The sequence below is a fragment of the Arthrobacter sp. UYP4 genome (assembly GCF_057291175.1).
On the sequence record NZ_JBXAVU010000001.1, the window covers coordinates 868,909 to 885,916 of the forward strand.

At 67.8% G+C, this 17,008-nt stretch carries 20 protein-coding genes; all 20 read left to right on the plus strand.

Annotation, left to right across the window (positions count from 1 at the left end):
- Positions 1–153: 153 nt before the first annotated feature.
- Positions 154–441, plus strand: coding sequence for a hypothetical protein (locus AC0Z9V_RS04095; RefSeq protein ID WP_485140793.1), 288 nt, complete (start codon positions 154–156; stop codon positions 439–441).
- Positions 441–869 carry a hypothetical protein gene (locus tag AC0Z9V_RS04100; RefSeq protein ID WP_485140794.1) on the plus strand — a complete coding sequence of 143 codons (429 nt, stop codon included), beginning with the start codon at positions 441–443 and terminating at the stop codon, positions 867–869. Before AC0Z9V_RS04095 ends, AC0Z9V_RS04100 begins: the two co-directional genes overlap by 1 nt.
- Positions 870–1,062: 193 nt before the next feature.
- Positions 1,063–1,560, plus strand: coding sequence for a hypothetical protein (locus AC0Z9V_RS04105; protein WP_485140795.1), 498 nt, complete (start codon positions 1,063–1,065; stop codon positions 1,558–1,560).
- 301 nt (positions 1,561–1,861) lie between these two features.
- Positions 1,862–2,260 (plus strand): hypothetical protein, encoded by a 399-nt coding sequence (locus tag AC0Z9V_RS04110; protein WP_485140796.1) that lies wholly within the window; start codon positions 1,862–1,864, stop codon positions 2,258–2,260.
- The gene (locus AC0Z9V_RS04115; RefSeq protein ID WP_485140797.1) at positions 2,257–2,934 is read left to right on the plus strand and encodes a P27 family phage terminase small subunit; all 678 of its coding nucleotides are present in this window, start codon (positions 2,257–2,259) and stop codon (positions 2,932–2,934) included. The genes AC0Z9V_RS04110 and AC0Z9V_RS04115 overlap by 4 nt, the downstream gene beginning before the upstream one ends.
- Entirely contained in the window at positions 2,921–4,627 is a 1,707-nt protein-coding gene (locus AC0Z9V_RS04120) for a hypothetical protein (protein ID WP_485140798.1), read from the plus strand. The genes AC0Z9V_RS04115 and AC0Z9V_RS04120 overlap by 14 nt, the downstream gene beginning before the upstream one ends.
- A gap of 15 nt (positions 4,628–4,642) precedes the next feature.
- On the plus strand, positions 4,643–5,998 hold the full coding sequence (locus AC0Z9V_RS04125) for a phage portal protein family protein (protein WP_485140799.1): 1,356 nt from the start codon (positions 4,643–4,645) through the stop codon (positions 5,996–5,998).
- Positions 5,999–6,060: 62 nt separating this feature from the next.
- Positions 6,061–7,317 carry a head maturation protease, ClpP-related gene (locus AC0Z9V_RS04130; protein ID WP_485140800.1) on the plus strand — a complete coding sequence of 419 codons (1,257 nt, stop codon included), beginning with the start codon at positions 6,061–6,063 and terminating at the stop codon, positions 7,315–7,317.
- Positions 7,318–7,319: 2 nt separating this feature from the next.
- Positions 7,320–7,679: a capsid cement protein gene (locus AC0Z9V_RS04135; protein WP_459268619.1), complete on the plus strand. Its 360-nt coding sequence runs from the start codon at positions 7,320–7,322 to the stop codon at positions 7,677–7,679.
- Between the two features lie 8 nt (positions 7,680–7,687).
- Positions 7,688–8,626 (plus strand): phage major capsid protein, encoded by a 939-nt coding sequence (locus tag AC0Z9V_RS04140; RefSeq protein ID WP_485140801.1) that lies wholly within the window; start codon positions 7,688–7,690, stop codon positions 8,624–8,626.
- Positions 8,626–8,931: a hypothetical protein gene (locus AC0Z9V_RS04145; protein ID WP_485140802.1), complete on the plus strand. Its 306-nt coding sequence runs from the start codon at positions 8,626–8,628 to the stop codon at positions 8,929–8,931. The genes AC0Z9V_RS04140 and AC0Z9V_RS04145 overlap by 1 nt, the downstream gene beginning before the upstream one ends.
- A gap of 15 nt (positions 8,932–8,946) precedes the next feature.
- Positions 8,947–9,375: a hypothetical protein gene (locus tag AC0Z9V_RS04150; RefSeq protein ID WP_485140803.1), complete on the plus strand. Its 429-nt coding sequence runs from the start codon at positions 8,947–8,949 to the stop codon at positions 9,373–9,375.
- Complete coding sequence (locus tag AC0Z9V_RS04155) at positions 9,375–9,722, plus strand: hypothetical protein (protein ID WP_485140804.1); 348 nt, start codon at positions 9,375–9,377, stop codon at positions 9,720–9,722. The genes AC0Z9V_RS04150 and AC0Z9V_RS04155 overlap by 1 nt, the downstream gene beginning before the upstream one ends.
- Positions 9,722–10,021, plus strand: a complete 300-nt coding sequence (locus tag AC0Z9V_RS04160; protein WP_485140805.1) for a hypothetical protein — start codon at positions 9,722–9,724, stop codon at positions 10,019–10,021. The genes AC0Z9V_RS04155 and AC0Z9V_RS04160 overlap by 1 nt, the downstream gene beginning before the upstream one ends.
- Positions 10,018–10,419, plus strand: a complete 402-nt coding sequence (locus AC0Z9V_RS04165; protein WP_485140806.1) for a hypothetical protein — start codon at positions 10,018–10,020, stop codon at positions 10,417–10,419. Before AC0Z9V_RS04160 ends, AC0Z9V_RS04165 begins: the two co-directional genes overlap by 4 nt.
- Positions 10,420–10,460: 41 nt before the next feature.
- Positions 10,461–11,120, plus strand: a complete 660-nt coding sequence (locus tag AC0Z9V_RS04170; RefSeq protein ID WP_485140807.1) for a hypothetical protein — start codon at positions 10,461–10,463, stop codon at positions 11,118–11,120.
- Positions 11,121–11,221: 101 nt separating this feature from the next.
- A complete protein-coding gene (locus AC0Z9V_RS04175; RefSeq protein WP_485140808.1) occupies positions 11,222–11,581 on the plus strand; it encodes an SAP domain-containing protein in 360 nt (119 codons plus the stop codon).
- Between the two features lie 45 nt (positions 11,582–11,626).
- Positions 11,627–11,965 carry a hypothetical protein gene (locus AC0Z9V_RS04180; RefSeq protein WP_485140809.1) on the plus strand — a complete coding sequence of 113 codons (339 nt, stop codon included), beginning with the start codon at positions 11,627–11,629 and terminating at the stop codon, positions 11,963–11,965.
- 50 nt (positions 11,966–12,015) lie between these two features.
- On the plus strand, positions 12,016–12,402 hold the full coding sequence (locus tag AC0Z9V_RS04185; protein WP_485140810.1) for a hypothetical protein: 387 nt from the start codon (positions 12,016–12,018) through the stop codon (positions 12,400–12,402).
- 36 nt (positions 12,403–12,438) lie between these two features.
- Positions 12,439–17,004, plus strand: a complete 4,566-nt coding sequence (locus AC0Z9V_RS04190) for a matrixin family metalloprotease (RefSeq protein WP_485140811.1) — start codon at positions 12,439–12,441, stop codon at positions 17,002–17,004.
- The last annotated feature ends 4 nt before the right edge of the window (positions 17,005–17,008 follow it).

Consider the following 17,008-nt stretch of genomic DNA (forward strand, 5'->3'; position numbering starts at 1 on the left):
ACTGGACTGACTTGACAACTGCCCCTATTCTTTAGGGGATGGTGGTGAATTGCACCCACCGCATGAAGGCCTCGCCGGCTTCGACTGGCGGGGCCTTTGTCGTGCAGCCCACTCGTCTAGCCGGGAGGTGAGAACGATGTGAGCCAGGATGGTGTGAGCATTCCCGACTGGTCAGGCCGACGTCGAGCCGAGGCGCTCGATTGGGTCAAGGCCGAGGGCCAGCGCAAGGGCGCTCCCTGCTGCATCTGCAGGCAGGGCATCGAGTACTCACTTACCTACCCACACCCGCAGTCCTGCAGCGTGCAGCACATCAAGTCCCGCAAGCTCTTCCCTCACCTGACATGGGACCGGACGAACTGGGCACCAGCTCACCTCGACTGCAACAAGAGCGCCGGCGTCGAGCCTCCACTCGACCTCGGCGTCATGTCCGAGGAGTGGTGATGCGCCGAGTCGTCGTGCTGTGCGGCCCGCCCGGTGCGGGCAAGACCACCGCTGCCAAGCAGTCAGGGCTCCAGGTCTTCGACCGAGACGATCCACAGTGGGCAACCGAACAGCAGTTCACCGCAGCGATCGCCCTCCTCGCGGACGATCAGCACGCACGGGCCGTGGTCATCCGATCGGGTGCGACGTCAGTTGCTCGCACTCGCACCCGCGACCTGATCGACCCGACTCACATGTATGTGCTGCTCGCCGAGCGGCAGGAGCTGGTCAACCGCATCAAGGCCCGCGGCCGCGATGACAAGGTGCGGACCATCGCAGGCGTCGCGACCTGGTTCGATCGGTTCGACCGAGACGACGGCGTCCCAATCTTCCCGGGCTGGTCCGCAATCGACGAACCTGACCTCGGTGCTCTGTCCGAGGACTGGTAGCGCCGGGCCTCGGCCGATACGAGTGCTCGTATCCGGAATCGACATGTCGGGACGGCTGAAAAAAATCCAGCCGGAGCGCGAGGCGGGCCCCTCCGGGCGCGCAGCGGCCTCTCCCCCCGGTTTTCCCCCATCAATTACCGCCCAACTTCCGCATGTTGGCGCGGAAAACGGACCCATTTGGAAAGGAGCAGCGATGTCTGACTCCGCACTTACCACCGTCGCCGAACGTCACATCGCGAGCCCACTAGAGCAGCGAATTGTCGAAGCCGCGCTCGCCGCCGACTCGGACGCGCTGGAGCTGGCAGTCGAGCAGCTCAGGGCCGTCCGCCAGTTCGCCGAAAAAGATCGTCGGTTCGTCAATCCAGACTCTCCCCGCTCCACCGACGTCGTCGTCGGGCCTCGGCAGACCGGCAAGACGTGGGCACTCGTTGAGTGGGTCCGCCAGGGTCGGCGCGAGACGCCTGAGGGCACGGTGAATGACCGGTGCCTAGTCGTGTGGACTCTCGATGCGGGTCGGCACCTGATCGCCGACGGCCGGCTGCGCTCGAGCGAGGTCATCAGCGTTCGCCGGGCGAGAGAGGCCTGCGCTCGAAAGCTCAAGGAGTACGCCGTCGACGAGAGCGCGGACGTCCTCGCCTCGCTCCTCAACCAAGTGCGCCCGCCGGCAGTCGTCGCCGTCTGCACTCCCTAATCGTCCCGACCAGCCAAGCGGCCCGCCTCTGCATCACTCGTCTTAGGGCCAGCAGCAGCGAACGTCGGACGCAACACCGGGTACCGCCTCAGACCTGCGGCTGATACAGGCAGAGGCTCCATCACTACCCCGCCCAGCTCAGGGAAGGAGAACCACATGCGCAAGCTCATCGCTTCGATCGTCGTCGCCGTTGGCATGATCGCCACGTCCGCAACCGCCGCAAACGCTGTCGGCAGCTGGCCCTTCTAGGCCACAGCGCCCGGGCGCCCGGTGCTGGGGCCGGCTGTTCCCGGAGGTACACATGCACGATCGCCCGAAGTTCCGCCTGCTGCGCGGAGACGGCGAGTCCATCCGAGGCATTGCCCGCTCGCAGGGTGCCTCCCGCAACGCTGTACGCCGCGCGCTGGACCCGAATGCCAGGGACCACTACCACCGCTCGACACTCGCCGAGGAAGCCGAGCCGGCCGTCCGTGACGTCCTCGCTGACTACCCCGCGATGAGCGTGGCCGACGTCGCCGTGATGATCGACTGGCACCATTCCCGCCGGGCCCTCTCCGACCTGGTCGCCGCGCTACGTCCCGAGTACCTCGGCCGCTCGTCCGTTGACGCCCAGCCCATCGGCAGCATCCGGAGCGGGCTGCTGACCACCAAACAGATTCAGTGCGGCACCATGCAGATCGGGGAGGTGAAGATCCAGTGAGCAAGGACCCCACCGAGGCCACCATCGACCCGCCCGAGGACATGCCCGGGCCCGTCGCGGACGTGTGGCGCGAGATCGTGGCCACCAACGACTTCGCCGGCCGCGTCGACCGAGCCGCACTGGAGACCTTCGCGACTCTCGTCGCTCGCCTCCGAGAGGCCCGCCAGCGCATCGCTGACGAGGGAATGGTCGTCACGGACACGCGAGGCCGCGTGATCCCCCATCCTGCCCTTGCTGTGGAGCGTGAGACGGCGAACCAGATCCGCATCTGGGGTGATCGCTTCGCTCCCCTGGTCAAGCCGGCCCGGAAGCGCGGCTACATGGCCGACGCCACCGCGGCGTCGATCGCCGCGGCAAGCCACCTCAAGGCCAAGAAGTACGCCGGCCCGGTCGCTCTGCTGAAGACCACCGCTTGGCTGATCGACGAGGCGCAGCGGGACAGCATGGAAGCCCTGCAGCGCGCCGGCAAGGACCTCATCCCGATCTACCTCAAGTCCTGCGCCGAGCTGCACCTGACCCCGGCCTCACTGCCCGCGGCCGTAGCGGCCGACGATCGGGACGGCCTCGACGACGAGGACGCTGGCGCAGGCGCCAGCGGAGCGGGCCAGGCCAAGGGCCCCGCCTCGATCACCGATCTGCAGTCCCGCGTCCAAGCACGTCGTGGCGCAGGTTAGCCCGCCGAAGCGAAAGCGCCCACCGCTCTACGGGAAAGAGACTCCCCGCGTCTACACGCCGCCCCTGCGGCCGCTGGAACCGCGCTCGCCGGAGACGGAGCAGCGGACCCTCGGCTACGAGGTGATCGACTTCGCGGAGAACTTCCTGCACGTGGGCCTGTACCCCTGGCAGAAGTGGTTGCTGGTCCACATGCTGGAGCTGCTCGAGGACAACCAGACGCTGCGCTTCCGCACGGTGCTGGTCCTGGTCGCGAGGCAGAACGGCAAGTCGATGCTGTCCAAGGTGCTCGCGCTGTGGTTCATCATCGTCTACGGCTGGCCGCTGGTCCTCGGTACAGCGCAGGACCTCGAGACTGCGGAGGAGATCTGGGAGGGAGCGGTCAGCCTCGTCGAGGAGGACCCCGAGCTCCGCAAGCTCCTTAAGAACGTCCGGCGCGTGAACGGACAGAAGTCGCTCATCCTCCGCTCCGGCAGGCGCTACAAGGTGAAGGCCGCGAACCGTCGCGCGGGCCGCGGGTTCAGCGGCAACCTCATCATGCTCGACGAGCTGCGCGAGCACCAGAACTGGGAAGCCTGGGGAGCGATCACCAAGACCACCAACGCGCAGGCCGAGGCGATGATCTTCGCCCTGTCCAACGCCGGCGACCTCACCTCCGTGGTGCTGCAGTACCTCCGCAAGATGGCGCACGCCGCCATCGGAGATCCGGACGGCATCAACAAGGACCTGCTGCCGCAGGGCCCGACGGTAACCGAGGTGCAGGAGCTCGCGGAGGACGGCGAGGAGTACGACGAGGAGGACCTCGAGGAGTTCGAGCAGGACGAGGACACCCTCGGCCTGTTCGAGTGGTCAGCCGCCCCGGGCTGCAGCAAGTGGGACCGGGAGCAGTGGGCGCAAGCCAACCCCTCGGTGGGCTGGAGCGCCGGCATGACGCAGCGCATCATTGCGTCGGACTGCAAGACCGACCCCGAGCACATCTTCCGCGTCGAGGACCTCTGCCAGTGGGTGGACGGCTCGCTCACCGGGCCCTTCCCACCAGGCGCGTGGGAAGCCGGCCAGAACGTACCCGAGGCGGGCCCTGACGGCACGCTCACGGTCAAGGAATCGGACCGCATCGTCGGGCCCGTCGTGGCCGGTATCCACCAGTCGCAGGACCGCTCGCGCTCCTACATCGCCTTCGGCGGCCTCCGGGCCGACGGGCAGCGGCAGGTCGAAGTCGTGGCCGTCCGCCTCGGCTCCGACTGGGTCAAGGACTGGCTGATGGACGACAAGCGCCGACACCGCATCACCGCGGTCGCCGGCCAGTCCAATGGCTCCCCAGTGTCCCCACTGATGAAGGAACTGGACGAGGACGTCGACTTCACCATCCCGGTGAAGAAATGGGCCGGTGGCGATCTCACTGCGGGCTGGGCGATGGTCTTCGACGACGTCCGCGACAACAAGATCCGCCACAACCCGCAGCCCGTCCTCGACATCGCAGCCGCGACCGCCGAAATCAAGATCTTCAGCGGCGGCGCGTCCATCCCGGACGACCTGGCCTCTCCAGCTGACGTCGCCCCACTCATGGCCTTCACGGCCGCGCGCTGGCTCCTGAGTCTGCGCGCGGAAGTGCACGCCCCACCACCGCCGCCTTCGGTTGCGGTCCGTACAGCCTCCGTTACCTCGTCCGACGACGTCGCAACGATGGGCTTCTGATGAAAGGAGTGCCTCGTGGCCGTTCCGGTAGCAAGCAGGGGTTACTCCACCAACGTGTCCCCTTGGTGGGCAGCGCCTGACGAGGAGGAGACTCCGGAGCTCGTCTGGCCGAAGAACATCATGATCTTCGACAGCATGCGCCGGCAGGAAGCGCAGGTCACCTCGGTACTGCGGGCCATCACCCTCCCCGTGCGCCGCACGGTGTGGCGAATCGACCCGAACGGGGCCCGCGAGGAGGTCGTGCAGCACATAGCCGACGACCTCGGCCTGGACATCGTCGGACAGCCCAAGCGGCAGGCCCTGCGCTCGCAGAATCGGTTTTCGTGGAGCGAGCATCTGCGCCACGCGCTGCTGATGCTGCCGTTCGGTCATTCGTTCTTCGAGCAGCTGTACGTCATCCGCGACGGCAAGGCCCACCTCAAGAAGCTGGAGTGGCGGCCGCCGCGGACCATTTCGAAAATCGACGTCGCGGCAGACGGTGGTTTGGTCGCTATCGAGCAGCACGCCTCCAAGCCGGGATCTCGAGATGCGCGGATCGAGGTCGACCGACTGGTCGCGTACGTGAACGAGCGGGAGGGCGGGAACTGGCTCGGCCAGTCCGTCATCCGTCCGGCGTACAAGTACTGGCTCCTCAAGGACCGGGCGCTACGGGTGCAGGCACAAACCCTCGACCGCAATGGAATGGGCGTGCCGGTCCACACCGCCAGCCCGCTTCCTGATGGCCTGCAGGGAGACGACGCCAAGAAGTATCAGGAAGACGAAATTAAGGACGGCCTGGACGTTGCTCAAGGCCTGCGCTCCGGCGACAACTCGGGCGCCTCCCTTCGCAACGGCGCCAAGCTCGACCTCAAAGGCGTTGAAGGCACCCTGCCGGACTCGGAAAAGCCGATCCGGTACTACGACGAGCAGATCGCACGCGCGGTCCTCGCGCACTTCCTGAACCTCGGCACCGAAACCGGATCGTGGGCTCTCGGCTCAACCTTCGCGGACTTCTTCACCCTGTCCCTGCAGACGATCGCCATGCAGATCGCCGACGTCGCCAACCAGCACATCATCGAGGACCTCGTCGACGCCAACTGGGGGCCCGATGAGCTCGCTCCGAAACTCGTATTCGACGAAATCGGGTCCCGCCACCCGGCGACAGCCGACGCGATCGAGCGCCTCGTACGCGTTGGGGCACTACGCCTCGACGATCCGCTGGAAGCGCACCTGCGCAACCAGTACAGCCTCCCCGACCGAGACCCGGACTCAGAGCGCGAACTGCCCTCCACGGCCGGTCGGTCCGGCACCGAGCAGGACCCGCCCCCCAGCCCGACCAGACCGCAGCCAGGCGAGCCGCGGCAGACCGCAGAACGGTGGCCAGGAACATGACCCGCACTCGCAGCACCGCAGGCCCCCTCCCGCGGCCAGCAGAAGACCCCAAGTGGTTCCGAATGGAGGCGCAGAGCGGTTCCACTGCCGACGTCTACATCTACGACGTCATCGACAGCTGGTGGGGAGTCAACGCCTCCGAGTTCGTCAAGGAGCTCGCCGCGCTCGACGTCGAGACCATCAACCTCTACGTCAACTCCCCCGGCGGGTCCGTGTTCGACGGCACGGCGATCATGAACGCCATCCGCCGGCACAAGGCGCACGTCGTGGCTATCGTCGACGGACTCGCCGCCTCCGCGGCGTCCTTCATCGTCCAGGCCGCTGACGAGGTCGTGATGGGCTTCGGTTCCGAGATGATGATCCACGACGCCTCCGGGATCTGCTGGGGCAACGCCGGGGACATGCGGGAGACCGCGGACGTCCTCGACCAGCTCTCGCAGACCATCGCCAGCGTCTACGCCGAGCGTGCCGGCGGAACCGCCGACGAGTGGCGCGACGCCATGCACGCCGAGACCTGGTACACGGCCGAGGAAGCTGTGGCCGCCGGCCTCGCGGACCGCGTCGAGACCCGCAAGGGCAAGGACACCGGCGAGGACCAGGACAGCACCACCGCGAAATTCGACCTGTCGATCTTCGCCCACGCCGGCCGCCGCGAAGCGCCCCGGCCCCTCGTGCCCACCAACCATGTCCGCAAGGACCGACTGAGCCTCGCCAACGGCCACGCCCTGCCGGCGCTCACCAACCTGGTCGACAAGGCCACCAACAAGCCTCCGGCCGAGCCGGCGGAAAGCACCAACCCCCGAGAGAAAGGAACCGACACCATGTCGGACGCACTGACCAAGGGGCTCCGTGAGCGGCTCGGCATCCCTGCCACCGCAACCCTCGACGAGGACGGCCTGCTGGCCGCCGTCGACGAGGCGCTCGCAGAGCAGGAAACTCCCACCGCAGCTGCAGCAGCCCCCACGGCTGCCGCGACTGCCCCGGGCACCGTAGTCCTCGACGAAGCCCAGTACGAGCAGCTGCGCAACGACGCAGCGCAGGGCCGCGAAGCCCGGGACCAGCAGGTCGCGGACGCCCGCGCCAAGCTCGTCAACGACGCCGTCAATGACGGCAGGATCCCGCCCGCAAGGCGTGACCACTGGGTGGATGCGATCGCGAAGGATCCCGGCATGGCCGAGACCCTCGAATCGCTCCAGAAGAACCTGATTCCGCTCGAGGCGCGCGGCTACTCGGGTGGCATCAACGAGGCATCCGACGAGGACGCCCTCTACAGCAAGGCATGGGGCTCCGCCCCGGCCGAGACCGAGAAGGGAGCCTGACCATGGAGCACATCCGGAAGTTCAACCCGGGCGCCGGCGTCACGTTCAGCGCGGAGACCGACGTTGTCGGCGGCCGCCTGGGCGCCATCAGCGGTGATCGCCAGATCTCGCACGCTGCCGCGGGCAGCCGCTCCTGGTTCGGCGTCATCGCGTTCGACGCGAAGGCCGGCGAGGACGTCACCGTGTACCCCGGCGGAGTCCAGTCCCTCGAAGTCGTCGGCACGGTCGCTGCCGGCGACCTCGTCATCCCCGCCGCGGACGGGAAGGTCGCGCCCATCGGGGCCGCCGATGCCTCCCTCGCCGTCGGCCCCGCCCTCGTCGGAGCGACCAACGCGCGCGCCGACATCGCATTCAGCCGCTAGGAGGCCTCATGTACCAGTACCCAACGAGGGCCGTGCAGGTCACGGGCCCGAGTACCGCAGAGATCCACACGATGATGAAGACCCCTTCGGTCATCGCGCGGCGCCTGCGCACCCTGCTCGACCAGAAGTACATCGCGGACCGCCTGCTGCAGGGCCGGTTCATCGCCGTCGGCGGCGCGATCCTCTACGAGACGGGCGAGCCCATCTTCACCGAAGACGAGCCCGAGGCCGTCGCCCCGGGCGCCGGATACCCGCAGACGAAGATGACCGGCGGTGAGCTCGCCACCGCCCGCACCAGCAAGTGGGGCCAGGACTCCCCGGTCTTCGACGAGGCCATCGCCCGCCTCGGCATCAACCCCGTCGACCGCGCATTCACGAAACTGGTCAACCAGTCCGTGAAGTTCGTCGACTCGGCCGCCCTTGGCGTCATCGCGTCCAAGGTCACCCGCCAGTTCAACGTCTCGGCCGCCGGCGGACCCGGCGCCTGGGTCGGAGACGGCGCCGGCGACAAGATCGTCGAAGGCACGCTCCTCGCCGTCGCATCGGTCACCGGCCTCGACGAGGGCTACAACCCCGACGTCGTCGTCCTCAAGCCCACCCAGTGGGCCAAGGCCGTCGCCCGCCTCAACGCAGCAGGCCTCCTGCCCCGCGAGGCCGGCAACCCACTCGTCAGCGGCGTGTGGCCGGAGGCGCTGGGCCTCACCTGGATGACCAGCAACCACACCCCTGTCGCGGATCCCATGATCCTCGACACCGAGCAGCTCGGCGGCATGGCCGACGAGGACCTCGGCGGCCCCGGCTACGTCAAGACCGGCGGCGTCGGCGTCGAGACCAAGTCGATCCGCAACGACGACAACGACTCCTACATGCTGCGCGCTCGCCGCACGACGGTCCCCGTCGTGCTCGAGGGCAACGCCGGCGTCACGATCACCGGGACGGAGCTCTAATGGCCGCCGCAGGACACCGGGTCACTGCGACCCTCATCGTCGCCAAGACGGACTCGGGCGAGGTCTACCTCCGCAAGGGCGCCGTGCTCTCCGCAGCCGTTGGCCCGGCGGAGCGGAAGCGTCTCGTCGGACTCGGCTTGGTCGAGGCTGTCGAGGTGCCAACCGCAGCCGAGCTGAAGGCCGTAGCGGACGCCGCGGCCAAGGCAATCGCCGAAGCAGAAGCCGCGGAGGCCGAGCGCGTGCGGCAGGCCGAGGAAGCCGCTGCGGACGCCAAGAAGACCGGCACCACCACGCCGGCGAAGTAGGACGGGAGGAGCGCCATGGCGGGACCACTTGCTGAAGTCGAGGATCTGGAAACGGTGTGGCGCTCCCTCTCCGAAGCGGAGAAGCCGAGGGCCCTGTACTACCTCGGCTTCGCCTCGAGGCGGGTCCGGGAGCGGTGGCGCGACGTCGACGACCGGATCGCCGCCGGCATGCTGGACGCCGAGAGCGTGAAGGACGTCGTCGTGCACATGGTGCTCGCCGTCGTCGACGGCGCCCCGGTCCGTAACGCGCGCTCCTGGTCCGAGACCCGCGGGCCCATCACGCAGGCCGTGACCCTCCAGGCAGGCCGGTCCGAGTTCATCACGATCGAGGACTGGATGGCGAAGGTCTTCGAGGTCAACTCGGCGGGAGCCGGTCCCCGCGGGTCCTTCCCGAAATCGGGGGGCTTCGACCGGATCTTCCGTCACAAGGAGGGCCGGTACTGATGTCCTTCTTCCGCGGCAGCTTCCTGGCCAAGGATGAGGACTTCAATACCGCCGTCGAGGTGCAGCGCGGTGGAGGGCGGGACTCGAAGGGCAATCCGAAGCCGGTTCAGAAGCTGCCGGTAGAGGGTTGCCAGGTCACGCCGATGGACACGACGGATCCGCGCCTCGACCGCTCCGACGTCCCGGAGGACACCGCGCTGCTCTACTACGACGGTCCCTTCGCCTTCGAGTCGACAGACCGCATCGTCGTTCCTGCCGGGCACAGGATGGCCGGCACGTGGCAGATCGACGGGACACCTTCCCCCTGGGGGGTCACGGTCGAGCTGAAGCTCAGGAGGGGCGCCTGATGGCTGACGAGACCAAGGTCAAGGTGACGATGAGCCCGGTCAGCAAGGGTCTGAGCGAGGTGGCCAATAGCCCGAGGATGTCCGCCCTCACTTTGAAAGTCGCGCAGAAGATCGCTCGTGCTGCAACGGCGCGCGGCGAGTCGACGTATGAGGCAAAGAGCCAGCGAGTCCGCGCCGGCTGGCAGAACGAGCGTCGCGCCGGCGCCGTCGCTCGTGAGGTGAAGAAGGACTGGCGCGATTCCCGCGACAAGACCTTGATCCGAGTCACCGAGGCGATGAAGGTCAGGGGGAAGCGATGAACGACGGCCTAGTCTTCCCCAACGTTCGAAGCTGCCTCGAGGACCTCATCGACGGCACCGTCCACCTCGACAACGAGGTGCGGTTCGTCTGGCACCTCGAAGTCGAGGGCACAGCGCTAGTCGGCCCTTTCCCTCTGGTGCACATCATCACCGCCCCGGGCACTCAAGGCTTCCTTGACCGCGTCGACCCGATCACCCTCGAGGTCTACGCGGAGGGCAACCTCGCCCGGGAAACCCTCGAGTCGATCAGCGCGTCCATCTGCGGAGATGACATCGACACCCCGTCCGGCTACCTCGACGCCATCGAAGTTTCCTCCACCCCTGACGACGTCTACTACACCGACACCCTCAACAAGGCTTTCGCGACGTTCGACGTGACGTCGCGGCCTGTCAGCTAGCCCCGCACCGGGGAAACCAACCCACCACGAAAGGGGCCATCATGCCTCCCACGATCGACACCCTGCGGCAGGAAGCCGACTCCCGCGCGCTCGTCCGGAAGATCCGGCGGGCCATCGCCCTGCTGGCCCCTCTCACGGTCGAGCTGCCCGAAACCCTGTTCGGGGCCGACAACCAGCTGCTGGACTTCAAGGCCCTCGGCTGGAAGCCCTGCGGCCTGGTCACCCCCGACGGCTACACCTTCGGCCGCGAGGTGAGCTCCACCGGCGTCAACGCCCTCGGCTACTCCTCCGAGATCCGCTCCGACGTCGATAGCGTCGTGCGGACCGTCGGCTTCACCGGCCTCGAGTCCGGCCGCCGGCACATGAAGGAGCTCAAGTACGGCGTGGACCTGTCCAACGTCGCGCAGGACCCCCTCACCGGCGAGATCGTCTGGGACGAGCCCGAGCTGCCCGAGTTCGAGGAGTACCGCCTCCTGGTCCTCGGCTCCGACGGACCCGCCACCGAGCAGTGGATCGAGGGACGAGGCTTCGGCCGCGTCAAGCTCGCCTCCAGCGGTGACGAGGTCTGGGGCCAGGAGAACCCCATCCAGCACGAGTACAGCCTCGGCGTCTTCACCGACGACGAGATCGGCTCCCCCGGCCGCCACTACAGCGGCGGCACCGGCGCCCTGAAGCACAAGGCGCTGCTCGGCTTCAAGTAGCCCCACGATCGCGGTGCGCCCTGCTGCTCCGGGTGTGACAGGGCGCACCGTACTCCTCCTCACACCCGGGACATGTCCCACCCCTCTCGAAGGAGAACAGCATGCCCACTCTCACCAAGGAATCGGACGGCTCGGTCGTCCGAGTCACCACCGAAGTGCCCCGCGAGCTCGTCACCCTGCGCTCGCAGGGCTTCACGGAAGAGCCGGCGGCCGAGGTCGCCCTCAAGGAGTTCACGGTCAAGGAGCTGCGCAAGGAGCTCTCCGATCGCGGCCTCCTGACGAAGGGCTCGAAGGAGGAGCTGGTCGCTCGCCTGGCGGAGCAGCCGCTCCCGCCGATCTCGTCCGACAAGGACTCCATCGCGACCGAGCCCGCTTCCGCCACCGATACCACCCCGGCGCCGGCGGAGACGCCGTCGACCACGGTTGAGCCGGCCGCAGCGGCCGACTCCACCGACCAGTAGCACCCTCACCCACCCGCAGCACGACCTCACACCCGGAGGATTCCCATGGCTGATAAGCCGAAAGTCAACCTGTCCATCGCCGCTCTCGAAGCCGAGATCGGCGTCGTCGAACCGTTCGTCATCGCCCTGCCCAACAGCAAGACCGTGACGTTCCCGGACGTCGCCGGCATGGAAGCGGAGGAAGCGGAGGCGTTCCTCGAGGACATCGAGAAGAGCAAGCGCAACTCCGAGGCGCTCAAGAAGTGGCTGCCCGTGAAGGACTACGAGAACCTGCGCGAAGCCCGCCTGTCGCTGCGCACGCAGAGCCACATGATGCGCCGCGTCTCCGACTACTACACCTCGACGCTGGGCACCACGGGGGAAGACAGCGCCTCCGCGAAGTAGTCGGTCGCTACCGCGCTGCCATCCGCGCTGATCTCTCCCATGAGTTCGGTGTGGACCTCGCGGAGTACATCGCACGCAAGCGGTGGGTGGCCGTGCTCGAGTACATCGACATGCTGCCCACCGCGAGCAGATACGCGGAGGCTGTCACCAACGACCCCGAAAAGGCGGTCGAGCTCGCAGCCCGTCCAGTGCCGACCGAGAAGTGGGCGCCGCCGCTGTCCGAGTACGGCATCACCCAGATCCTGCTGCGCGACGTCGTCAACGAGCTGCGCCACCATTCGCAGCAGCTCGTAGGCCTCGCGCACGGCAAACCGCAGCCCGTCCAACTGTTCCCGGGCCCACGCACGGAGATCGACCGGGCCGTAGAAGCCATGGAACGCCAGCACATCGAGGACGTCGCCGGACTTCTGGGGTTCTCCCCTGAGGACCTGTGGTGAGCCGCTGACAACTGAATAGAAAGTGGGGGTTGCCCTGTGCCCGTCGTGAGCCTCGCAGAAGTCCAGGTAACCCCCACTTTCACTGGCACGCAGACCGCCATCACCAAGCACATGCGCCCCGCGGCCGAGAAAGCCGGACGCAGCGCAGGCAAGAGCATGGGCGTCAGCATGGCCGAGGGCCTCGCCGCCGAGACCAAGGGACTCGAAACCGAGGTCACCAGGCTCGGCAAGGCCGTCGCCGGCGCGCAGGACAAGGTCACCGCGTCCCGGACCCGCTCGGAAGCCGCAGCGGCAGCCGAGGAGCGAGCTCTGGGTGCCGTCCGCGTGGCGGAGCTGCAGCTCACCGAGACCCGGGAGAAGGCCCGCGCTACGGCGTCGCAGATCGCTGCCGCGGAGGAGCGCGTCACTGCCGCCCGCGGCCGCGCAGCGATCGCCACGACGGCGCGCACGAAAGCCGACCGCGACCTCGCGAACACGAGCAAGGACCTCGGCACCGCCCAGCACCTGGCAGCTCGCGCCTCCGAGGAGCTCGAAACACACCTCCGCCGGGTAGAGCAGCAATCAGCGACCACGGAGCGCAGCATGGGCCGCCTCGGCGCCCTCATGTCCCGGTCCTTCCGCGGCCGCCCCCTGTCGGACATCGCACGCAGCATCCGCGAGGACGCCAGCACCATCGACTTCGACCTGCACCGGATGGCGCAGAGCGTCTCCCAGCAGGGCACGCGCGGCGGTAGGGCCTTCACACAGGGCTTCGCAGTGGTCTCCGCGGGCCTGGCGATCATCCCGCCCGCAGCGGGCGCCGCAGGGTCCGCCCTGATCGCTACCGCGGGCAGCGTCGCGACCCTCGCCGGGTCCCTCAAGGACCTCGGCGGAGTCTCGGCCCTCGCGCCCGCAGCCCTGATCGCCGTAGGCGCCGGCGCCGGCGTCATGAAAGCCGCACTCTTCGGGGTGGCTGACGCGCTGCAGGCCGCGACCGAGGGATCCACCACCCTCGCAGGCAACGCAGCACTGGACGCCATGGCCGTGCAGGACGCCGCACGCCAGATCTCCCGCGCCGAGCAGCGCAGGGCAGAGGTCAGCGTCGAATCGGCCCGCCGCATCCAGGACGCCAACGACGCCCTCACCGACATCGTGCAGCAGAACGCCGAGCAGCAGGCCTCGGCGCTGCGCCGCGTCGAGGACGCCGAGCGGCAGGTGGAGCGCACCAACCGCCGTGTCGCAGACTCCCAGCGCGACCTCAACCAGGCCCGCGCCGACGCAGTCCAGCGCGTGAAGGACCTCACCCGCTCCCTCGAGCAGGCAGAGCTCTCCGAACGCGCGGCAGCACTGCGCCTCGAAGACGCCCGCAAAGCGCTCGCCGAAGGCAAGGCAGCCGGGTCCGGCACTTCGGGACGCGAGCTCCGCGGACTCCAGCTCGACCTGGACCAAGCCGCTTTGGGATACCGGACCGCGAAGGAGGACGCGAAGGCGCTTCGCGAGGAGCAGGCGCAGGCGGCCCGTGACGGCGTCAAGGGCAACGAGCGGGTCATCAGTGCCGAGCACGCCGTCGCGGACGCCGTACAGGACCGCGCGGACGCCGTACGGGCTCAGCAGGAAGCAGCAGCGGATGCCGTGAAGGCGGAGCAGGAAGGCGCCGAGCGCATCGCCGACGCGCAGCTGGCGATCGCTGATGCCACCGCGGACGCCGGCCGCGCGCAAGCCGACGCGACCGAGGCCGTCGCCGACGCCTACCGGGGACTGGAAAGGGTCCAGCTGCAGCAGGCTGACGCCGCAGCCAGAGGTGGGCAGAAGGCAGCCGACGCAATGGGCAAGCTGACGCCCAACGCGCAGGCAGCAGCTGGCGCCCTCCTGGCCGTGTACGAGCAGCTCGGCGGGATCCGCCGCATCGCACAGGAGAACTTCTTCGCGGGGTTCATCAGGCCCCTGCAGGGACTCGCGGCAACCGTCCTGCCGCAACTCGCCACAGGCGTGGGCGCAATCTCCTCGGCCTTCGGGTCCGGGGCGCAGCAGCTCATGACCTCGCTCTCCAACTCCCTCGGAGGAGGAGTACTCGAAGGGCTCCTCCTGAAGGTCGCCGACACCATCGGCATCCTCAACGGGGCAATCGACCCCCTCGTCGAAGCCTTCGTGACCCTCGGCGTCGTCGGCATGGACTACATGCCCGGCCTCGCCACAGCCATCCGCGACGCCGCCACCCAGTTCAACACCTTCATCCAGGGCGCGGCCGCCGACGGCTCGCTCCGTGGGTGGATCGATGCAGGCCTCCAGGGCTTCCGCGACATCGCCTCCATCCTCGGCTCCCTGTCGGGAATCTTCGGAGCAGTCGCGGACGCAGCCCGAGCAGGCGGAATCGACACCACCCTCGGATCCGTCGCGGACAACCTCAACCGCATCGAAGCCGTCATGAAGGGACCCGTCTTCCAGCAGACGATGGCCACCATCTTCGAAGGCGCAGCCGCCGGCGCCCGTGGACTCGCGGACGCCCTCGGCCCGATCGGTGAAGCCTTCCGCACGGGAGCGCCAGCGCTCGCGGATTTCCTGCGTTTGGGCGGCGAGATCGCGGGCATGTTCATCGGCGGCATCTTCACGGCGTTCTCGGACCCGACCTTCGGCGCCGGGCTGACGACGTTCATGGAGGCACTGCGTACCGCGACGGCGGACATCGTTCCGCTGCTGCCGGGTCTCGCTGCGTCATTGGGTGCTGTCCTCACGGCCGTGGCTCCGATCGCCGCAGCGCTAGGCCCGACGGTGGTCGAGGTGCTGACCATCTTCGCATCGGCGCTCGCCTCAGTCGTGGGGGCCCTCTCGCCCTTGCTGACGGCCATGGCAGAGAGTCCGCTGATAGTCGGGCTCTTCATCGCTGCGCTGTCCGCCACGGCGGGCGTGAGCGCGCTGCTGACGTTCGCTGGGAACATCCAAAAGATCGTCAGCGGGTTCGGGCTGATGGGTCGCCTCATCCCGTTGCTGCTCAACCCGATCGGGTTGGCAATCGCAGCGGTTGTCGCTCTTGTCGGTGCCACGGTGTGGTTCTTCACCCAGACGGAAGCCGGGCGGGCTGTTATCGACAGCCTCGTCAGGTTCTTCGGTCAGGTGTTCTTCGGGTTCCTGCGCTTCATGCGTGAGGACTTCTGGCCGGGACTCGCTACCGTGCTCCAGTTCTTCCAGGACGGTACGACGAACGCTGTGTCGTGGGTCCTGACAAGGGTCGAGGAACTCAGGGCGGGCATCAACGAAAAGGTGAACGCCGTCAAAGGGTTCTTCGCCGGCCTCGCCGAGAGTCTGGCGAAGGTCCCGGGGTTCTTCACGGACATGGTCACCGGGGCCATGCGGGAATTCGACAAGCTGAAGGAAGCCGCGAAGGAACCGATCCGGATCGTCGTGGACAAGGTCATCAACGAGGGACTGTTGGGCGCGTTCAACTCCATCCCCGGTGTGGAAATCAAGCCCCTCAGCCTTCCGCAGGGCTTCTACAACGGTGGCTACACCGGCGACATCGACCCACGGAAGGCAGCGGGTGTCGTGCATGGCCGTGAGTTCGTCTTCACGGCCGCGCAGACCGCGGCGCTCGGCAAGGAAAACCTTGCAGCCATGGCCCGCGCAGCGATCCGCGGCAAGGGCGCGGCGTCGGACCTTTCGCCGATGGCCGGGCAGCCGGGGTTCTTCACCGGCAACGTCTCGCAGATCGCCCGCCACAAGGCGCTATACATGGATGTCGCTCCCGGCATGGCTCCTTGGGACTTCCCCGGGGCCGCTCGCATGTGGGACGGCGCCGCGGGCGTGAAGGTCGCGATCGGGCGTGGCCAGCATCAGGGCTACGCCCGACCGCTCGAGCGCGGCGGTGGGATCCTGGGCTACGCCACGGGGACGAACATCGACATGTCGCCCTCGTGGATGGGCCAGCTGTCCGCGAGCAACCGTCGCAAGACGGCTGCTCACGAGCTCGGGCACGTCCTCGGGCTGCCTCACTTCACCGGTGTCGCGTCGATCATGAACCCCTTCCTGGGCAACCAGGCCGGGGCTCCGACGGCCTTCGACATCAGGGCGCTGCAGAAGCTGTACCCGGGAGGGTCCGGCAAGGCCGGCGACGGGACGGCGGCCAACCCGTTCGATGGGCTGGTCGACACCCTGATGACCCAGTTCAAGAAGGCCTTCCCCGGCGGCGGCATGTTCATCGATGCCACCGGCGGACTCGCAAAGTCCGGCCTCAACCAGGTCGTGCAGTGGGTGTCCGACATCAAGAACGGCATCAAAAACATCGCCGGCAACGTCGTGAACAGCATCAAGGGCTTCTTTGGAGGCGGAGCTTCCACGGAGGAACGGACGCTGTTCCGGGACCAGGGCGGGAAACTTCCTCCAGGCGTGTCCCGGGTCCTCAACGCCACCGGCGGGGACGAGTACGTGCTGAACCGCCAGCAGTGGCGGGACATCCACCACCTCGCGACGAGCAGTGGAGGGACGTCGGTAGCGGTTTTGTCCGATCAGGACCGGATGTTGCTGCGTGACCTTGGCGCTGCTGCAAGCAGGCCAGCGGAGTTCTACCTGGACGGCCGCCGCTTCATGGAAGTCATGAGAGACGTCCGCGGATTCAACTCGACATCGTAGGAGG